This window comes from Variovorax sp. GW822-FHT04E09 (assembly GCF_058800845.1).
Genome location: NZ_JBXAMR010000003.1, coordinates 294,809 through 311,098, shown reverse-complemented (window position 1 = coordinate 311,098; position 16,290 = coordinate 294,809). Strand labels below are relative to the sequence as shown.

Annotated in this window: 18 protein-coding genes; 8 read left to right on the top strand and 10 right to left on the bottom strand. The window is 67.8% G+C overall.

The genetic code is table 11. The annotated features are described in order from the left end of the window. From AC1RL8_RS13690 to gcl, 3 genes are read right to left on the bottom strand one after another with little or no spacing between them, the layout of a single operon-like run. The gene (locus tag AC1RL8_RS13690; RefSeq protein ID WP_489058087.1) at positions 1-918 is read right to left on the bottom strand and encodes a 2-hydroxy-3-oxopropionate reductase; all 918 of its coding nucleotides are present in this window, start codon (positions 916-918) and stop codon (positions 1-3) included. A gap of 23 nt (positions 919-941) precedes the next feature. Next, positions 942-1,727, bottom strand: a complete 786-nt coding sequence (gene hyi, locus AC1RL8_RS13685) for a hydroxypyruvate isomerase (protein WP_492684526.1) — start codon at positions 1,725-1,727, stop codon at positions 942-944. A gap of 17 nt (positions 1,728-1,744) precedes the next feature. Further along, positions 1,745-3,538: a glyoxylate carboligase gene (gcl, locus tag AC1RL8_RS13680; protein WP_489058089.1), complete on the bottom strand. Its 1,794-nt coding sequence runs from the start codon at positions 3,536-3,538 to the stop codon at positions 1,745-1,747. Between the two features lie 111 nt (positions 3,539-3,649). On the opposite strand from gcl, the gene AC1RL8_RS13675 reads away from it, so the two are divergent. Further along, positions 3,650-4,552 carry a LysR family transcriptional regulator gene (locus tag AC1RL8_RS13675; RefSeq protein WP_070062397.1) on the top strand — a complete coding sequence of 301 codons (903 nt, stop codon included), beginning with the start codon at positions 3,650-3,652 and terminating at the stop codon, positions 4,550-4,552. A gap of 158 nt (positions 4,553-4,710) precedes the next feature. On the opposite strand, the gene AC1RL8_RS13670 is transcribed toward AC1RL8_RS13675, so the two are convergent. Continuing rightward, positions 4,711-6,066, bottom strand: coding sequence for an LLM class flavin-dependent oxidoreductase (locus tag AC1RL8_RS13670; protein WP_492684525.1), 1,356 nt, complete (start codon positions 6,064-6,066; stop codon positions 4,711-4,713). Continuing rightward, entirely contained in the window at positions 6,063-6,896 is an 834-nt protein-coding gene (locus AC1RL8_RS13665) for a MetQ/NlpA family ABC transporter substrate-binding protein (RefSeq protein WP_492684524.1), read from the bottom strand. The genes AC1RL8_RS13670 and AC1RL8_RS13665 overlap by 4 nt, the downstream gene beginning before the upstream one ends. A 132-nt stretch (positions 6,897-7,028) precedes the next feature. On the opposite strand from AC1RL8_RS13665, the gene AC1RL8_RS13660 reads away from it, so the two are divergent. Then, positions 7,029-7,724 (top strand): aspartate/glutamate racemase family protein, encoded by a 696-nt coding sequence (locus tag AC1RL8_RS13660; RefSeq protein WP_492684523.1) that lies wholly within the window; start codon positions 7,029-7,031, stop codon positions 7,722-7,724. A 2-nt stretch (positions 7,725-7,726) separates the two neighbouring features. Here AC1RL8_RS13660 and AC1RL8_RS13655 read toward each other — a convergent pair whose 3' ends face one another. Beyond that, on the bottom strand, positions 7,727-8,653 hold the full coding sequence (locus tag AC1RL8_RS13655) for an alpha/beta fold hydrolase (protein ID WP_492684522.1): 927 nt from the start codon (positions 8,651-8,653) through the stop codon (positions 7,727-7,729). Between the two features lie 118 nt (positions 8,654-8,771). Between AC1RL8_RS13655 and AC1RL8_RS13650 the strand changes: the two genes are divergently transcribed. From AC1RL8_RS13650 to AC1RL8_RS13635, 4 genes are all read left to right on the top strand, one after another. After that, positions 8,772-9,833 carry an aldo/keto reductase gene (locus tag AC1RL8_RS13650; RefSeq protein WP_492684521.1) on the top strand — a complete coding sequence of 354 codons (1,062 nt, stop codon included), beginning with the start codon at positions 8,772-8,774 and terminating at the stop codon, positions 9,831-9,833. A 17-nt stretch (positions 9,834-9,850) separates the two neighbouring features. Then, positions 9,851-10,342 carry an aminoacyl-tRNA deacylase gene (locus AC1RL8_RS13645; RefSeq protein WP_492684520.1) on the top strand — a complete coding sequence of 164 codons (492 nt, stop codon included), beginning with the start codon at positions 9,851-9,853 and terminating at the stop codon, positions 10,340-10,342. A gap of 73 nt (positions 10,343-10,415) precedes the next feature. Further along, positions 10,416-11,051: a glycerol-3-phosphate 1-O-acyltransferase PlsY gene (gene plsY / locus AC1RL8_RS13640; RefSeq protein WP_070062403.1), complete on the top strand. Its 636-nt coding sequence runs from the start codon at positions 10,416-10,418 to the stop codon at positions 11,049-11,051. A 7-nt stretch (positions 11,052-11,058) separates the two neighbouring features. Beyond that, complete coding sequence (locus AC1RL8_RS13635; protein WP_070062404.1) at positions 11,059-11,412, top strand: RidA family protein; 354 nt, start codon at positions 11,059-11,061, stop codon at positions 11,410-11,412. Positions 11,413-11,431: 19 nt separating this feature from the next. Here AC1RL8_RS13635 and AC1RL8_RS13630 read toward each other — a convergent pair whose 3' ends face one another. Continuing rightward, a complete protein-coding gene (locus AC1RL8_RS13630; protein WP_487848172.1) occupies positions 11,432-12,076 on the bottom strand; it encodes a retropepsin-like aspartic protease family protein in 645 nt (214 codons plus the stop codon). Positions 12,077-12,083: 7 nt separating this feature from the next. After that, positions 12,084-12,569, bottom strand: a complete 486-nt coding sequence (locus tag AC1RL8_RS13625; RefSeq protein WP_095746332.1) for a YajQ family cyclic di-GMP-binding protein — start codon at positions 12,567-12,569, stop codon at positions 12,084-12,086. 43 nt (positions 12,570-12,612) lie between these two features. Between AC1RL8_RS13625 and murB the strand changes: the two genes are divergently transcribed. Next, the gene (gene murB, locus AC1RL8_RS13620) at positions 12,613-13,665 is read left to right on the top strand and encodes a UDP-N-acetylmuramate dehydrogenase (RefSeq protein WP_492684519.1); all 1,053 of its coding nucleotides are present in this window, start codon (positions 12,613-12,615) and stop codon (positions 13,663-13,665) included. Positions 13,666-13,669: 4 nt separating this feature from the next. Continuing rightward, on the top strand, positions 13,670-14,503 hold the full coding sequence (locus AC1RL8_RS13615) for a glycine-rich domain-containing protein (protein WP_369629712.1): 834 nt from the start codon (positions 13,670-13,672) through the stop codon (positions 14,501-14,503). A 90-nt stretch (positions 14,504-14,593) separates the two neighbouring features. Here the strand turns inward: AC1RL8_RS13615 and argG are convergent, their stop codons facing one another. Both argG and ppnP read right to left on the bottom strand, forming a co-directional pair. Next, positions 14,594-15,934, bottom strand: a complete 1,341-nt coding sequence (gene argG / locus AC1RL8_RS13610; RefSeq protein WP_062469963.1) for an argininosuccinate synthase — start codon at positions 15,932-15,934, stop codon at positions 14,594-14,596. A 15-nt stretch (positions 15,935-15,949) separates the two neighbouring features. Beyond that, positions 15,950-16,276: a pyrimidine/purine nucleoside phosphorylase gene (ppnP, locus tag AC1RL8_RS13605; RefSeq protein ID WP_062469962.1), complete on the bottom strand. Its 327-nt coding sequence runs from the start codon at positions 16,274-16,276 to the stop codon at positions 15,950-15,952. Positions 16,277-16,290: the final 14 nt, after the last annotated feature.

Genomic DNA, 16,290 nt, shown 5'->3' with positions numbered 1-16,290 from the left:
TCAGTCTGGAGCGACGGTGTGCTGGGCGAGGGCTTCGAGGGCCTTCACCAGCGCCGAGTGGTCCAGCTGGCCGTAGCCCATCGCCGCGCAGGCGTTCATCAGCTGCGCTGCGTTCGCGGTCTGCGGCAGCGCCACGCCGAGCGAACGCGCGCTCTGCATCGCCAGGTTCAGGTCCTTCTGGTGCAGCGCGATGCGGAAGCCCGGCGCAAAGGTGCGCTTGATCATGCGTTCGCCGTGCACTTCGAGGATGCGCGAGCTGGCAAAGCCGCCCATCAGCGCCTGGCGCACCTTGGCCGGGTCGGCGCCGGCCTTCGAGGCGAACACCAGCGCTTCGCTCACGGCGGCGATGTTCAGCGCCACGATGATCTGGTTGGCCACCTTGCAGACCTGGCCGTCGCCCGCGCCGCCCACCAGCGTCACGTTCTTGCCCATCTTGTCCAGCAGCGGCTTCACGCGGCCGAAGGTGCCTTCGTCGCCGCCGCACATGATCGTCAGGCTCGCGGCCTTGGCGCCCACTTCGCCGCCCGAGACCGGCGCGTCGATGTAGCCGGCGCCCAGCGCGACGATGCGGCGCGCGAATTCCTTGGTGGCGATCGGGTCGATGGAGCTGCAGTCCACCACGATCTTGCCCTGCGAACCCTTCAGGCCGTCGGCCACGCCTTCCGCGCCCGGTGCGCCGAACAACACCTTCTCCACGTCCGGGGTGTCGGGCACCATGATGAAGATGATGTCGGCCTTGCGCGCCACTTCGGCGGCCGAGCCGCAGATGGTGGCCTTCGAGACGAAGGGCTCCGGCGTGTTGCCGTGCGTGTTCACGAAGAGCGTGTGGCCTGCGTCGAGCAGGTGGCCCGCCATGGGCGCGCCCATGATGCCCAGGCCGATGAATCCGATTTTTTGTGCAGTTGCTGCAGTGGTCATGTCTCTGTTTCCTTCGTGAACGTTCATTGCTTCTTCGTGAGGGCTTCGCGCCAGCCGAGGCCTTCCACCGTGGTGGCGCGGGGCTTGTACTCGCAGCCGATCCAGCCGTCGTAGCCCAGCGCATCGATGTGCTGGAACAGCCACGGGTAGTTGATCTCGCCCGTGCCCGGCTCGCCACGGCCCGGGTTGTCGGCCAGCTGGATGTGGCCGATGCGCGCCAGCTGCTTGGTGAGCGTGTTGCCCAGCTCGCCTTCCATGCGCTGTGCGTGGTAGATGTCGTACTGCACGCGCAGGTTGTCCGAGCCCACCTCGTCGATCAGCGCCAGCGCCTGGTCGGTGCGGGTGAGGAAGAAGCCGGGGATGTCGAAGGTGTTGATCGGCTCGATCAGCAGGCGCAGGCCCGCGGCTTCGAGCTCGCGCGCTGCGAGGCGCAGGTTCTCGACCACGGTCTTGTGCGCGGCGTCGGTGCTCACGCCCGCCGGCACCTTGCCGACCAGGCAGTTGAGCTGCGGGCAGCCCAGCGCCGTGGCGTAGTCGATGGCCAGCGCGATGCCTTCGCGGAACTCGCCGGTGCGGTCCGGGTGGCAGGCGATGCCGCGCTCGCCCTTGTCCCAGTCGCCGGCCGGCAGGTTGTGCAGCACCTGCTGCAGGCCGTTGGCGCGCAGGGCGGCCGCGAGTTCCTTCTTGTCGAAGGGGTAGGGGAAGAGGTACTCCACCGCCTTGAAGCCGGCCTTGGCGGCCGCCTCGAAGCGCTGCATGAAGGGTAGCTCGGTGAAGAGCATCGTGAGATTGGCTGCGAACTTGGGCATGTCTCTTGTCTCCTCGGTCAGTCCAGCATCGCCACCGCGAGGGCGGTCGGTGCGTCGGCCATGCTTTCGGCCAGCGGTTCGAATTCGTTGATGGCGTCGATCTCGGTGCCCATCGCGATGTTGGTCACGCGCTCGAGCATCACCTCGATGACGACCGGCACCTGGAACTCGGCCATGAGCGCTTCGGCGCGGGCGATGGCGGGCGCCATCTCTTCCTGCTTGTGCACGCGGATCGCCTTGCAGCCCAGGCCCTCGACCACCTTGAGGTGATCGACGCCGTAGCTGCCTTCGATGCCGGCATCGGCCGGCGCGTTGATGTTGTCGAAGGCCAGCTGCACGCAGTAGTCCATCTCGAAGCCGCGCTGCGACTGGCGGATCAGGCCGAGGTAGGAGTTGTTCACCACGATGTGCAGGTAGGGCAGCTTGAACTGAGCGCCCACGGCCAGCTCTTCGATCATGAACTGGAAGTCGTAGTCGCCCGAGAGCGCGACGATCTTGCGCGTCGGGTCGGCGGCGCGCACGCCCAGTGCAGCGGGAATGGTCCAGCCCAGCGGGCCGGCCTGGCCGCAGTTGATCCAGTGGCGCGGGTTGTACACGTGCAGGAACTGCGCGGCCGCGATCTGCGACAGGCCGATGGTGCTCACGTAGCAGGTGTCGCGTTCCAGGTGGTTGTTCATGCACTGGTACACGCGCTGCGGCTTCATCGGCACGGTGTCGAAGTTGGTCTTGCGCAGCAAGGTCTTCTTGCGCTCGCGGCATTCGCCGGCCCAGGCGCCACGGTCGGTGAGTTTGCCGGCGGCCTTCATTTCCTCGGCCACTTCGACGAAGAGTTCGAGTGCGGCCTTGGCGTCGGAGACGATGCCGAAGTCGGGCGTGAACACGCGGCCGATCTGCGTGGGCTCGATGTCCACGTGCACGAAGGTGCGGCCCTTGGTGTAGACGTCGACCGAGCCGGTGTGGCGGTTGGCCCAGCGGTTGCCGATGCCCAGCACGAAGTCCGACGCCAGCACGGTGGCGTTGCCGTAGCGGTGGCTGGTCTGCAGGCCGCACATGCCGGCCATGAGCGGGTGGTCGTCGGGAATGGCGCCCCAGCCCATGAGCGTGGGGATCACCGGCACGCCGGTGGCTTCGGCAAAGCGCACGAGCAGCTCGGAAGCGTCGGCGTTGATGATGCCGCCGCCGGCCACGATCAGCGGGCGCTCGGCCGCCTGCATCATGCCGATGGCCTTCTCGATCTGGGCGCGCGTGGCGGCCGGCTTGTAGGGCTTGAGGGGTTCGTAGGCGTCGATGTCGAACTCGATCTGCGCCATCTGCACGTCGAAGGGCAGGTCGATGAGCACGGGGCCCGGGCGGCCCGAGCGCATGAGGTGGAAGGCCTGCTGGAACACCTGCGGCACCTGGCCGGGTTCGCGCACGGTGACCGACCACTTGGTGACGGGCTTGGAGATCGACTCGATGTCGACCGCCTGGAAGTCTTCCTTGTACAGGCGGGCGCGCGGTGCCTGGCCGGTGATGCAAAGAATGGGAATGGAATCGGCCCAGGCCGAGTACAGGCCCGTGATCATGTCGGTGCCCGCGGGGCCCGAGGTGCCGATGCACACGCCGATGTTGCCGGCCACGGCGCGGGTGTAGCCCTCGGCCATGTGCGAGGCGCCCTCGACGTGGCGCGCGAGGATGTGCGAGATGCTGCCGCGCTGGCGCAGGGCCGAGTACAGCGGGTTGATCGCCGCGCCCGGCACGCCGAAGGCCTGCGTGACGCCTTCTTTTTCCATCACCAGAACTGCGGCCTGGACCGCTGTCATCTTTGCCATTTGAAAGTCTCCTTGAGGTGGCCTCACTGTAGGAAGCGGGGCGCATTCCAAGAAGACGGCTGGGGGCCATAAAACCTATTCCGCCATGGAATAACTGGCTACCATCCGGTCATGGACCGTCTATTGGCAATGGAAATGTTCGTGCGGGTCGTCGAGACGGGGAGCTTCTCGAAGGCGGCGCGCGAGTTCAACACCACGCAACCCACCGTGACCAAGCAGGTCGCGGCCACGGAGGCGCGCCTGAAGGTGCGGCTGCTCAACCGCAACACGCGCGGCGTGAGCCTCACGGAGCCGGGCGCGCTGTACTACGAGAAATGCAAGACCATCGTGCGCGACGCCGAGGAGGCCGACAGCATCGTGCAGCTGCGCCAGAACCAGGCGCAGGGGCTCTTGCGCGTGGGCACGTCGGTGGCCTTCGGGCGGCGCGTGGTGGTGCCGCTGGCGCTGGAGTACATGCGCCGGCATCCGCAGGTGCAGCTGGACCTGAGCTTCGAGGACCGCTACGTCGACCTCATTGCGCAGGGCATCGACGTGGCGATCCGCATGGGCAAGCTGGCCGACTCGTCACTGGGTGCGCGCTACCTGGGCGCGAACCCGTGGGTCATGGTGGCATCGCCGGCGTACCTGAAGAAGCACGGCACGCCCAAACGCGCGCAGGACCTGAGCGCGCACGTGGCGCTGATCTACAGCAGCGTGGTGGGCGACGAGTTCTGGCGCATGCACACGCCCAAGGGCGATCCGGTGACGGTGCCGGTGTCTGGGCGTTTCCGTTCCAACAACCTGTCGGCGGTGCTGGCTGCGGCGCGTGACGGGCTGGGCATTGCGTTGATGCCGCGCTATGTGGCGAGTGAGTCGCTGGCTGCTGGCAAGGTGAACGCCGTGCTGGGGGACCATGCGTTGCCGGAGCAGGAGATCCACGCGGTGTTTCCTTCGCCGAAGTTGGTTCCGGGGAAGGTATCGGGGTTCGTGGCGTTTCTGCAGGGGCGGTTTGATGAGGGGTGGTGGGACGCCTGACGGGGTTTGTTCAGGGCGCGTGCACAGGACATCGGGTACTCCCCTCCGCGAATGTCCCCCGGGGCTGCGCCCCTCCTCCTTGATTTCGCTGCGGGGAGCACCCAATGCCCTGCGCACAGGGCACGCTGTGGGTGTTCGCCCTGTGTGGAAGGCCGCCTTCAGGCTGCGAGCCGTTGTGCCGCCCGCCCTGCAGGCCGGGCCAACCCGAGGTGGTCGCGCAATGTGCGCCCCTCGTATTCCGTGCGAAAGAGGCCTCGCTTCTGCAGGATCGGCACCACGCCCTCCACGAAGTCCTGCAGCCCATGCGGCAGCGCGTCGGGCATCAGGTTGAAACCGTCGGCCGCGCCGCCCTTGAACCAGCGCTCGATGTCGTCGGCGATCTGCTCGGGCGTGCCCACGATCACGCGGTGCCCGCCGCCGCCTGCGAGTTCGCGGATCAGCTGGCGCACCGTGTAGCCGTGCGTGCGTCCGGCTGCCACCACGGCGTTGAAGAAGGTGTGGTTGCCGTTGCCATTGCCGGGCAGTGGCAGGTCGTCGGGCAGGCGCTCGTCGAGCTTGAGGCGGTCGGGCGTGATGCCCAGCGTGCCGGCCAAGCGCGTGAGGCTGTAGTCCCAGGGGATCAGGTCGACCAGCGCGTCGCGGCGGCGAAGCGCCTGCGCTTCGGTGGCGCCGACGATGGTGGTGAGGCCGGCCAGCACCTTCACCGCGTCGGGGCCGCGGCCCAGCTCGGCGGCGCGGGTCTTGAGGGCGCGTGCGTAGGCCTGCGATTCTTCGAAGGATTGCGAGGCGGAGAACACGGCTTCGGCGTGGCGCGATGCCAGCTCGCGCCCGTCGGCCGAGGCGCCGGCCTGCACCAGCACCGGGTGGCCTTGCGGCGGGCGCGGAAGGTTGAGCGGGCCCTGCACCGCGAAGTGCTCGCCGCGGTGAGCAAGGGCGTGCACCTTGGCCGGGTCGATGAAGCGGCCGGCGGCCTTGTCGCCGACGAAGGCGTCGTCTTCCCAGCTGTCCCACAGCGCCTTGACGATGTCGGCGAACTCCGAGGCGCGGGCGTAGCGCTTGGCGTGGTCGGGCGTGGTGTCCAGGCCGAAGTTGCGCGCCGAGGGCAGGTCGGCCGTGGTCACCATGTTCCAGCCGGCACGGCCGGCGCTCACGTGGTCGAGCGTGGCGAAGCGGCGCGCGAGGTTGTACGGCTCGTTGTAGCTGGTGGAAGCAGTGGCGATGAGGCCGATGTGCGTGGTCGCGGCGGCCACGCAGGCCAGCAGGATGGTGGGCTCCAGCGCGGTGATCGGGCGGAAATGGATCTGGTCGACGATGGCGGCGTTGTCGGCCAGGAACACGGCATCGAGCTTGGCGGCTTCGGCGATCTGCGCGGTGCGGATGTAGTGCTGGATGTCGGCGAACGCCCACGGGTCGCTCTCGGGCAGGCGCCAGGCCGAAGGCACGAAGCCCGAGTGCAGGATGTTGACGTTGAGGTGCAGCTGCCTGCGCGGCGTGGTGGTTTTCTTGTTGCTCATTGGTTGAAGTAGTCCGGCAGCCGGTAGCCCGCCCACACGGGGTTGGCCTTGAAGAACTTCTGGAACTCGGGCGACTGGTAGGCGGTGGCGATGTCCTTCGCGAATTTCGCGTGTTCGTTGCTGCGCCTCACCGCCACCACGTTGACGTAGGGCAGCGTCATGTCTTCGAGCTTCAGCGCCTCGGTGAGCTTGAGCCCCGAGGCCACGGCGAAGTTGCCCTGCACGGCCGCGAGGTCGGCATCGGCCAGCGAGCGCGGCGCCTGCGCGGCGTCCAGCGGCACGATCTTCAGCCGCTTGGGGTTGCTCGCGATGTCGCGCTCCGACACGCTCAGCGGGCTCACGCCCGGCTTGAGCGTGACCCAGCCGATGGCCGCGAGGATGTTGAGCGCGCGCGCCGCATTCACCGGGTCGGCGGGCAGCGTGACGGTGGCGCCGTCGGGCACGGCGTCGAGCGTCTTGTGGCGGCGCGAATACAGGCCCATGGGCGGCGTCGGCACGTGCACCACGGGCACGAGGTCGAAGCCCTGCTGCTTGTTGGTGGCGTTCAGGTACAGCGAGTGCTGGAAGATGTTGGCGTCGATCTGCCCGCGCTCCACGGCGTCGTTGGGCTGCACGCCCTGGCTGAACTCGACGTACTTGATGCTGTAGCCCAGCTTCTTCAGCTGGGGCTCGATGCCGTGGGTGAAGGCGTCGCGGTAGGGGCCCGGCATGAAGCCGACACGCAGGTCGTCCGCGTGGGCGGGCGCCAGCAGCAGCAGGCTCAGGGCGAGTCCGCCGGACAGCGGGGCAAGGCGGCGCAGCCACAAGGGGGCGCGCGAAAGGGAAGGCATGGCGACAACTCCGGGAGACGGCAAGGGGAGTCGGGCACTCTAGGACGCACGCTGCGCGCCGCGAACGAAGATTTGCGCGCTTGCATATCCGCAGGCCGGATAAACCGCGCCGGCTTTTGTAGGATGCGCCCCATGACCCTGCACATCGGAATCGTCGGCTGCTCCGCCGAAGGCGCGGCCCTTTGCTACAAGACCATCTGCATCGAGGGCGCGGCGCTGCTCGGCCCGCACGCGCACCCCGAGGTGTCGATGCACACGCCCTCGCTCGCGGAGTACACGCGCTGCCTCGACGCGGGCGACCTGGCGGGCGTGGGCGCGCTGATGCTCGGCTCCGCGCACAAGCTCGCCGCGGCGGGCGCGGACTTCCTGATCTGCCCCGACAACACCATCCACCAGGCCTTCGACCACGTGGCGCCGCGTTCGCCGCGGCCCTGGCTGCACATCGCCGAGGTGGTGGCCGACGAGGCCGTGCGCCGGGGCTTTCGCCGCATCGGCATCACGGGCACGCGCTGGCTGACCGACAGCGAGGTGTATCCCGAGAAGCTCTCGGCGCGCGGTCTTGAATACGTGCGCCCCACCGTCGACGAGCGCGCCGAGATCGGCCGGATCATCATGGACGAGCTGGTCTGCGGCATCTTCAAGCCCGAGGCCGTGGCCACCTTCCAGCGCGTGATGCAGCGCCTGAAGGACGAGGAGGGCTGCGACGCGGTGGTGCTCGGCTGCACCGAGATCCCGCTGATCATGAGCGACGCAAATTCGCCGCTGCCGACGCTCGACTCGACGCGGCTGCTGGCGCGCGCGGCCTTGCGCCGCGCCACGCAGAAGTAAAACTAGGCGAGGAAGTCCTCGATCAGCTGCGCCACGCGCTGCGGCTGGTCGTGGTGCAGCATGTGGCCCGCGTCGTCGAGCTGTTCGATGCGCACCGAAGGCACGGACTTCAAGCGCTCGTGGAATTCGGCGAGCGTGTAGCGCGCCTTCCACCAGCCGTGCAGGCTGTCGTCCGAGGCCTCGACCATCAGCGTCGGTGCGGTGATGCGCGCATAGAGCGCCAGTGTTTCGTCGACGCGGAAGATGTTGGCGTTGACGATCTTGTGCGCGGCCTCGCCGAGGATCTGCCAGCGCGTGCTGCCGTCGGCCTGGGCCTGCGGCGCCGACCAGTGGCCGGCCAGCCAGTCGGCCTTGTCCTGCGTGAGGCGCGGATTGGTCTTCATGAGGCGGCGTGCCACGCCGTCCACCGCCGAATAGCCCGCGAGCGCCTTCTCACCGCGGTGCAGGCCCTTGAGCTCGTCGATCCACTGGCCGTAGCGCGCGGGCGCCTCGGCGGGCTGGCGCGCGGGCATGCCGAAGCCTTCGAGGTTGACGAGGCGGCGGATGCGCGCCGGGCGCACGCCCGCGTAGTGCATCGCGACATTGCCGCCCATGCTGTGGCCCACGAGGTCGACCGGGCGGGCATCGTCACCTTCGCCGGCGTAGTGGTCGAGCAGCCATTCGAGGTCGGCCAGGTAGTCGGGCAGCCAGTAGTTGTCGACGCCGCCGCCGTCGGTGAGACCGAAGCCGCGCCAGTCGGGGGCGATGATGAAACGGTCGTCCTTCAGGGCATCGACCACGAACTGCCAGGAGGCCGCCACGTCCATCCAGCCATGCACCAGCACCAGCGGCGGGCGATCGTTCGACGGCTGCCCCCAGAGGCGGACGTGGTAGTTCAGGTTGCGCACGGGCACGAATTCGCTGCGCGAAGGGCGGAGGGCTTGGTACATATGGCGCTCGATGATACGGAGAGGCCGCGCCGCGCGCAGTCCGCCACAGGACAGGGCGGCGCTCGGTTTCTCGGGGCCGGGGCTGCGCCTGCCGCGCGGGCGCGCTAGCATTCCGCGCATGAAAAAGATTCCACTCGGTCAGAGCGACCTCCACGTCACCCCGATCTGCCTCGGCACCATGACTTTCGGCGAGCAGGTCGACGAGCCCACCGCCCACGCCGTCCTGAACCGCTCGCTCGAGCGCGGCGTCGACTTCATCGACACGGCCGAGATGTACGCGGTGCCGGCAAGCAAGGAAACCTGCGGCGCGACCGAAACCATCATCGGGAACTGGTTTGCCGCCAACCCCGGCACGCGCCAGAAGATCACGCTGGCCACCAAGGTGGCCGGCCCCTCGCGCGGCATGCCCTGGGTGCGCGAAGGCACGGGCATGACGGCGGCCGACATCGAGGCCTCGTGCCACGGCAGCCTGCGCCGCCTGCAGACCGACGTGATCGACCTGTACCAGATCCACTGGCCCGAGCGCCATGTGCCGGTGTTCGGCAACATCCACTACAACCCCGAGAAGGAAACCTCGCAGACGCCGATCCACGACCAGCTCGAAGCGCTGGGCAAGCTGGTGACGGCGGGCAAGGTGCGCACCATCGGCCTGTCGAACGAGACGCCCTACGGCGTGCACGAATTCGTGCGGCTGGCCGAGCAGCACGGGCTGCCGCGCGTGGTGTCGGTGCAGAACGTCTACAACCTGGTGAGCCGCGCGCACGAGAACGCGCTCGACGAGACCATGCACCGGCTCGGCGTGTCGCTGCTGGCGTACTCGCCGCTGGCCTTCGGCCTGCTGACGGGCAAATACGACCAGAGCGGCATCGAGGGCCCCGACGCGCCCAAGGGCGCGCGCATCTCGAGCTACGAGTCGGTGCGCAAGCAGCGCTGGGGCAAGCCCGACGCGCTGCGCGCCGCGCGGCGCTACAACCAGCTGGCGCGCGATCACGGCCTGAGCCCCACGCAGCTCGCGCTGGCCTTCTGCTACACCAAGTGGCAGGTGGCGAGCACGATCATCGGCGTGACCTCGGTGGCGCAGCTCGACGAAGACCTGGACGCCTACGGCACGACGCTGTCGGCCGAGGTGCTGGCCGAGATCGACAAGATCCGCCTGGACATCCGCGACCCCGCCGCCTGACCCGAACAAGTGAGCAAGTGAGCAAGAAGGCCCACGTTTCCGAGACGCCCGCCACCCAGCTGCTGCGGGCGAGCAAGGTCGCCTTCACCGAGCACCCCTACGAGTACCAGGAGCACGGCGGCGCCCAGCACAGTGCGCAGGTGCTGGGTTTCGATCCGTTCACCGTGGTCAAGACGCTGGTGATGCAGGACCAGGACGCCAGGCCGCTGATCGTGCTGATGCACGGCAACCGCACGGTGTCGACCAAGAACCTCGCGCGGCAGATCGGCGCCAAGTCGGTCGAGCCCTGCAAGCCCGAGGTGGCGCAGCGCCACAGCGGCTACATGGTGGGCGGCACCTCGCCCTTCGGCACGCGGCGCGAGATGCCGGTCTACATCGAGTCGAGCGTGCTCGAACTGCCGAAGATCGCGATCAACGGCGGGCGGCGCGGCTACCTCGTGGGCATCGATCCACAGGTGTGCGTGACGCTCCTGGGCGCCAAGCCCGTGCAGTGCGCGCTGGCAGAATAGCCGGCGTTTGCTTTTTCCCGCCGGGCATGCAGGCCGGCGGCGCACAACAACAATCCGTTCCCCGGAGACCGCCTTGAGTTTCGATCTGCCTTCCCTCCTTGCCATCGTGGCGTCGTACCTGATCGGTTCGCTGTCGTTTGCGGTCATCGTGAGCAAGTCGCTCGGCATGGCCGACCCGCGCAGCTACGGCAGCGGCAACCCCGGCGCCACCAACGTGCTGCGTTCGGGCAACAAGGGCGCCGCGCTGGCCACCTTGCTGCTCGACGCGGCGAAGGGCTGGCTGCCGGTGTTCCTGATCCGCCAGTTCGGCGCGCAGTGGGGGCTGGGCGAGGGCGTGGCGGCGCTGGCGGGCCTGGCGGCCTTCCTGGGCCACCTGTACCCGGTGTTCTTCAGCTTCCAGGGCGGCAAGGGCGTGGCCACGGCCGCCGGCGTGCTGGTGGGCATCGCGCCCTGGCTGGGGCTGGCCACGGGCGCGACCTGGCTGATCATCGCGATCTTCTTCCGCTATTCGTCGCTGTCGTCGCTGGTGGCGGCGTTCTTCGCGCCGGCCTACTACCTGCTGGGTGGAAACATTGCGTGGCCACTCGACCGCACGGTGCTGATTGCGATCATCATCATGAGTCTGCTGCTGATCTGGCGGCACCGCGAAAACATCCGCCGGCTCGCGGCCGGCACGGAGTCGAAACTCGGCTCGAAGAAAAAGGCTTGAACTCACCATGGCATCCATCACCCGCTTCCACGTCGGCCCACGTCTGTCCGAGACCGCGGTGCACAACGGCACCATCTACCTCGCGGGCCAGGTGCCCGACGACACCACGCAGGACATCCGCGGCCAGACCGCGCAGGTGCTCGGCATGGTCGACCGCCTGCTGGCCGAAGCCGGCAGCGACAAGTCGCGCATCCTCATGACGCAGATCTTCCTGGCCGACATCGGCGACATCGGCGCCATGAACGAGGTGTGGGACGCGTGGATTCCGGCCGGCAACACGCCGCCGCGCGCGACCGTGGAGGCCAAGATGGCCAACGCGGCCTACAAGATCGAGATCGTCGTCACGGCCGCACAGGCCTGAGGCTAGATCGGGAGCGGTCTCAGTACCGCTTCTCGAGAATCATCTCGTCGGCGTCGCGCCGCATCGAGAAGCGATTGAGAAAGCTGTTGCCCAGCAGCACGTAGGGCATGGGTTGCTGCGAGACGATGGCGTCGATGTCGTAGACCTCGACGTCGCCCACGCGCACGCTCTGCAACCGCAGCCTGTAGCCCGCAGCGTTGCCGTTGGCCGTGCGCATCTGCACCAGCTGCCCCTTGCTGTAATCGAGCCCGATGCGCTGGGCATCGACCGCCGACAGCGCGATGGTGGTCGCGCCGGTGTCGAGCATGAAGGTGACGGCGCGGCCGTTGATCTGGCCCTGCGTCATGTAGTGGCCCCGGCTGTCGGCCTGCAGCACGATGCGGTTGCCGCCGCTGCCGGCAATACCGCCCCGGCCGATGCTCACGGGCGAATCCATGCGCAGCGAGAAGCGCTTGCCCGCCGATTCGACCACCGCCTGGTCGGCCTGCAGCGACACCAGCTTGACGCCCTGGAAGGTCTCCCCGACCGCCACCGTCTTGGGCGGCGCGCCGTTCACGATGAGGATCGCGCGGCTGCCGATGGAACCGGTCAGCGTGACCGAGTCGGCGGCGTGCGCCGCCATGGCCGCGGCCGCCCACAGCGCCGCGACGAGGAGCGCCTTCATGCGCGGGTCAGTCGCGGAAGTTGTTGAAGGACAGCGGCATGTCGGGCACGTCCTTCTTGATGAGGGCCATGGCGGCCTGCAGGTCGTCGCGCTTGGCACCGGTGATGCGCACGGCATCGCCCTGGATCGCGGCCTGCACCTTGAGCTTGCTGTCCTTGACGATGCGGGTGATCTTCTTGGCCTGCTCGCTCTCGATGCCGTTCTTGATCTTGATGACCTGCTTGACCTTGTCGCCGCCCATCTTCTGGACGTCGCCCTTGTCGAGAAAGCGCACGTCGACGTTGCGCTTGGTGAGCTTGTTGCGAAGGATGTCCTCGACCTGCACGAGCTGGAACTCGGCATCGCCGATCATGGTGATCTCCTTGTCCTTGAGCTCGACGGCGGCGGCGGTGCCCTTGAAATCGAAGCGTGTGCCGATTTCCTTGGCGGTGTTTTCGACCGCATTCTTCACTTCGGGCAGATTGGGCTCGCAGACGGTATCGAAAGACGGCATAGGCTCTCCTGGACGCACGGGGACTGAATGCGACAATTCTCCCATGATCGTGGAGTCCAATGTCCCGCTGCAGCCCTACAACAGCTTCGGCATCGTCGCGCGCGCGCAGCACCTGGCGCGCATCACCAGCGAGGCCGACCTGGCCGCGCTGCACGCCGATCCGGCCTGGCGCGACGAACCCCGTTTCGTGCTCGGCGGCGGCAGCAACATCGTGCTCACGGGCGACGTCAAGCCGCTGGTGCTGAAGGTCGAGATCAAAGGTCGCCGGCTGGTCGAAGAGACGCCGCGCGCCTGGGTCGTCGAGGCCGGCGCCGGCGAAACCTGGCACGACACCGTCGAGTGGATGGTGCGCAGCGGCTACCCGGGGCTGGAAAACCTGGCGCTCATTCCCGGCACCGTGGGCGGCGCGCCGGTGCAGAACATCGGCGCGTACGGCGTCGAGCTGCAGGACCGCTTCGACTCGCTCGACGCCTTCGACCTCGAAACCGGCCGCGCCTTCACGCTCGACGCGGCGCAGTGCGCCTTCGGCTACCGCGACTCGGTCTTCAAGCACGTGCGCAGCGGCCCGAACGATTTCGGCCTGGCGGGCCGCGCGGTCATCACGCAGGTGCGCTTCCGGCTGCCCAAGCCCTGGAAGCCCGTGGTCGGCTACCTCGACCTCGAGCGCAAGATGGAGGAAACCGGCAATTTCACGCCCAGCGCGGTCGACATCTTCGAGTGGATCTGCGCCATCCGCCGCGCCAAGCTGCCCGACTGGCGCGTGCTGGGCAACGCCGGCAGCTTCTTCAAGAACCCGACGGTCACGCCCGAGCAGTGCGCCGACATCATCGCGCGCGACCCCAAGATCGTTCACTACCCGATGGACGACGGCAGCATCAAGCTCGCGGCCGGCTGGCTCATCGACGCCTGCGGCTGGAAGGGTAAGTCGGTGGGCAACGCCGGCGTGTACGAAAAGCAGGCGCTGGTGCTGGTCAACCGCGGCGGCTCGGCCAACCCGGTGACCGGCGGCGAGGTGATGACGCTGGCCAAGGCGATCCAGACCAGCGTGTACGAGCGCTTCGGCATCCGATTGGAGCCGGAGCCGGTGGTGGTCTGACGCGGTGGATCTCGATTTCCTGCACCTGAACTACCGCCGGCGCATCGCCGTGCTGGGCTGGGCGCAGCTTGCCGTCATCGTGGCGGGCATCGCCTCGGTGTTCCTGGTGCGGGCGGGCTGGTGGGGGTCGGTGCTGCTGATCCTCGCGGCCCTCTTATTCGCGGGGCTCCTGAGCCAGATCGAACTCAGCCTGCGCCGCCAGTTCATCCGCGAGGCCCGGCTGCCGCCGTTCCTGATCGGCAAGCTCCGCGCGGCGCACCCGCAACTGAGCCGACGCGACGCCGAGTTGGTGCTGCGCGGGCTGCGGCAGTTCTTCATGGCGTACCTGCGCAGCAACCTCAAGTTCGTCGCCATGCCCTCGCGGGTGGTCGACACGGCCTGGCACGAGTTCATCCTGCACACGCAGGGCTACCAGACCTGGTGCCAGGCGGCCTTCGGGCGCCTGCTGCACCACAGCCCGGCCGAGGTACTGGGCCAGGACGCGCGGCGCAACGACGGCCTGCGCCGCACCTGGTACTGGGCCTGCAAGGAAGAAAGCATCGACCCGCGTAATCCGGCGCGACTGCCGCTGCTGTTCGCGCTGGACATCAAGTTCGCGATTGCGGACGGCTTTCACTACATCCCCGATTGCCGGGCGATCGAGCGCGCAACGGGCACCGACGCGCACTGCGGCTCGAGCTTCGGCGATTCGTCGTCCGACGGCGGCAGCTCGGGCGATGCCGGAGGCTTCGGCGGCAGCGAGGCGAGCGGGAGCGGCGATGGCGGCTCCAGCGACGGCGGTGGCGCGTCCGATGGGGGCGGTGGATGCGGTGGCGGGTGCGGAGGAGGCGGCGACTGACGCCGGGTGCACTTTCCAAAGAAAAACGGGCCCCGAGGGGCCCGTTGTCATTGCTGCCCTTGCGATTGGCAAGGGCAGCGAAGGGATCGATCAGCTCGCGTCGCCGTCGTTCGCCAGCTTCGGCAGCGAAGCGCCTTCGCCCGACGACAGCAGGCCGACCTGCGTGTAGATGGCGAGCTTTTCGCGCGTGTCGACGATGTCCAGATTGCGCATCGTGAGCTGGCCGATGCGGTCCAGCGGCGTGAACGCGCCTTCGACCTTTTCCATGCTCAGGCGCTCGGGCTTGTACGTGAGGTTGGCCGATTCGGTGTTCAGGATCGAGTAGTCGTTCCCGCGGCGCAGCTCGACCGTCACTTCGCCGGTGATGGCGCGCGCCACCCAGCGCTGGGCCGTTTCGCGCAGCATGATGGCCTGCGGGTCGAACCAGCGGCCCTGGTACAGCAGGCGGCCCAGGCGGCGGCCGTTGTCGCGGTACTGCTCGATGGTGTCTTCGTTGTGGATGCCGGTGACCAGGCGCTCGTAGGCGATGAACAGCAGCGCGAGGCCCGGGGCCTCGTAGATGCCGCGGCTCTTGGCCTCGATGATGCGGTTCTCGATCTGGTCGCTCATGCCCAGGCCGTGGCGACCGCCGATGCGGTTGGCTTCGAGGATCAGCTCGACCAGGTTCGTGTAGCGCACGCCGTTCAGCGCGACGGGCACGCCTTCCTCGAAGCGCACCGAGACGGTTTCGCGCTTGACTTCGACTTCGTCCTTCCAGAAGGCCACGCCCATGATGGGCTGCACGATCTGCATGCCGCTGTTCAGGTGCTCGAGGTCTTTGGCCTCGTGCGTGGCGCCCAGCATGTTCGAGTCGGTCGAGTAGGCCTTCTCGGACGACATCTTGTAGGCGAAGCCGGCCTTCTGCATGAACGCCGACATTTCGGCGCGGCCGCCCAGCTCGTCGATGAAGACCTGGTCGAGCCAGGGCTTGTAGATCTTCAGCGCGGGGTTGGTGAGCAGGCCGTAGCGATAGAAGCGCTCGATGTCGTTGCCCTTGTAGGTGCTGCCGTCGCCCCAGATGTGGACGTCGTCTTCCTTCATGGCCGACACCAGCATGGTGCCCGTCACCGCGCGGCCCAGCGGCGTGGTGTTGAAGTAGGTGACGCCGGCGGTGGTCACGTGGAAGGCGCCGGCCTGCAGGGCGGCGATGCCTTCGTTGGCCAGCTGCGCGCGGCAGTCGATCAGGCGGGCGTTCTCGGCGCCGTAGAGCATCGCCTTGCGCGGGATCTCGTCGTAGTCGGGCTCGTCGGGCTGGCCGAGGTTGGCGGTGTAGGCGTAGGGGACCGCGCCCTTGAGCTTCATCCAGTGCAGCGCCGCACTGGTGTCCAGGCCGCCCGAGAAGGCGATGCCGACCTTCTGGCCGGCGGGAACGTTTTGGAGAATGGTCGACATGTCAGGGGTTCCGTTTCAACCGAAGTGGCAGATGTAGCTGTAGGGCTCGCCGCTCACGCGGATCTGGAAGCTGGAATTGCCGGGAATGCTGAACTTCTGGCCGGGGCCCGAGGCGATCCACTCGCTGGTGCCCGCGAGCTGGTATTCGCAGCTGCCGCCGGTGCCTTCCATGATCTCAGGCGCGCCGGTGTTGAAGGTGAGGGTGGAGGGCAGGACCACGCCGACCGATTTCTTGGTGCCGTCCGCCAGGGTGAGGTTGTGGCTCACGCACTTGCCGTCGAAATACACATTGGCCTTGGTGGCCACTGCGGCGCTGTTGATGGTGTCGGTAGTCGTCGTCATTGGATGGATGGCGC

What these genes read in the sequence shown, in the direction of transcription:
- AC1RL8_RS13690 (WP_489058087.1), bottom strand. Translation starts at nt 918, where the DNA reads ATGACCACTGCAGCAACTGCACAAAAAATCGGATTCATCGGCCTGGGC.
- hyi (WP_492684526.1), bottom strand. Translation starts at nt 1,727, where the DNA reads ATGCCCAAGTTCGCAGCCAATCTCACGATGCTCTTCACCGAGCTACCC.
- gcl (WP_489058089.1), bottom strand. Translation starts at nt 3,538, where the DNA reads ATGGCAAAGATGACAGCGGTCCAGGCCGCAGTTCTGGTGATGGAAAAA.
- AC1RL8_RS13675 (WP_070062397.1), top strand. Translation starts at nt 3,650, where the DNA reads ATGGACCGTCTATTGGCAATGGAAATGTTCGTGCGGGTCGTCGAGACG.
- AC1RL8_RS13670 (WP_492684525.1), bottom strand. Translation starts at nt 6,066, where the DNA reads ATGAGCAACAAGAAAACCACCACGCCGCGCAGGCAGCTGCACCTCAAC.
- AC1RL8_RS13665 (WP_492684524.1), bottom strand. Translation starts at nt 6,896, where the DNA reads ATGCCTTCCCTTTCGCGCGCCCCCTTGTGGCTGCGCCGCCTTGCCCCG.
- AC1RL8_RS13660 (WP_492684523.1), top strand. Translation starts at nt 7,029, where the DNA reads ATGACCCTGCACATCGGAATCGTCGGCTGCTCCGCCGAAGGCGCGGCC.
- AC1RL8_RS13655 (WP_492684522.1), bottom strand. Translation starts at nt 8,653, where the DNA reads ATGTACCAAGCCCTCCGCCCTTCGCGCAGCGAATTCGTGCCCGTGCGC.
- AC1RL8_RS13650 (WP_492684521.1), top strand. Translation starts at nt 8,772, where the DNA reads ATGAAAAAGATTCCACTCGGTCAGAGCGACCTCCACGTCACCCCGATC.
- AC1RL8_RS13635 (WP_070062404.1), top strand. Translation starts at nt 11,059, where the DNA reads ATGGCATCCATCACCCGCTTCCACGTCGGCCCACGTCTGTCCGAGACC.
- AC1RL8_RS13630 (WP_487848172.1), bottom strand. Translation starts at nt 12,076, where the DNA reads ATGAAGGCGCTCCTCGTCGCGGCGCTGTGGGCGGCCGCGGCCATGGCG.
- AC1RL8_RS13625 (WP_095746332.1), bottom strand. Translation starts at nt 12,569, where the DNA reads ATGCCGTCTTTCGATACCGTCTGCGAGCCCAATCTGCCCGAAGTGAAG.
- murB (WP_492684519.1), top strand. Translation starts at nt 12,613, where the DNA reads ATGATCGTGGAGTCCAATGTCCCGCTGCAGCCCTACAACAGCTTCGGC.
- argG (WP_062469963.1), bottom strand. Translation starts at nt 15,934, where the DNA reads ATGTCGACCATTCTCCAAAACGTTCCCGCCGGCCAGAAGGTCGGCATC.
- ppnP (WP_062469962.1), bottom strand. Translation starts at nt 16,276, where the DNA reads ATGACGACGACTACCGACACCATCAACAGCGCCGCAGTGGCCACCAAG.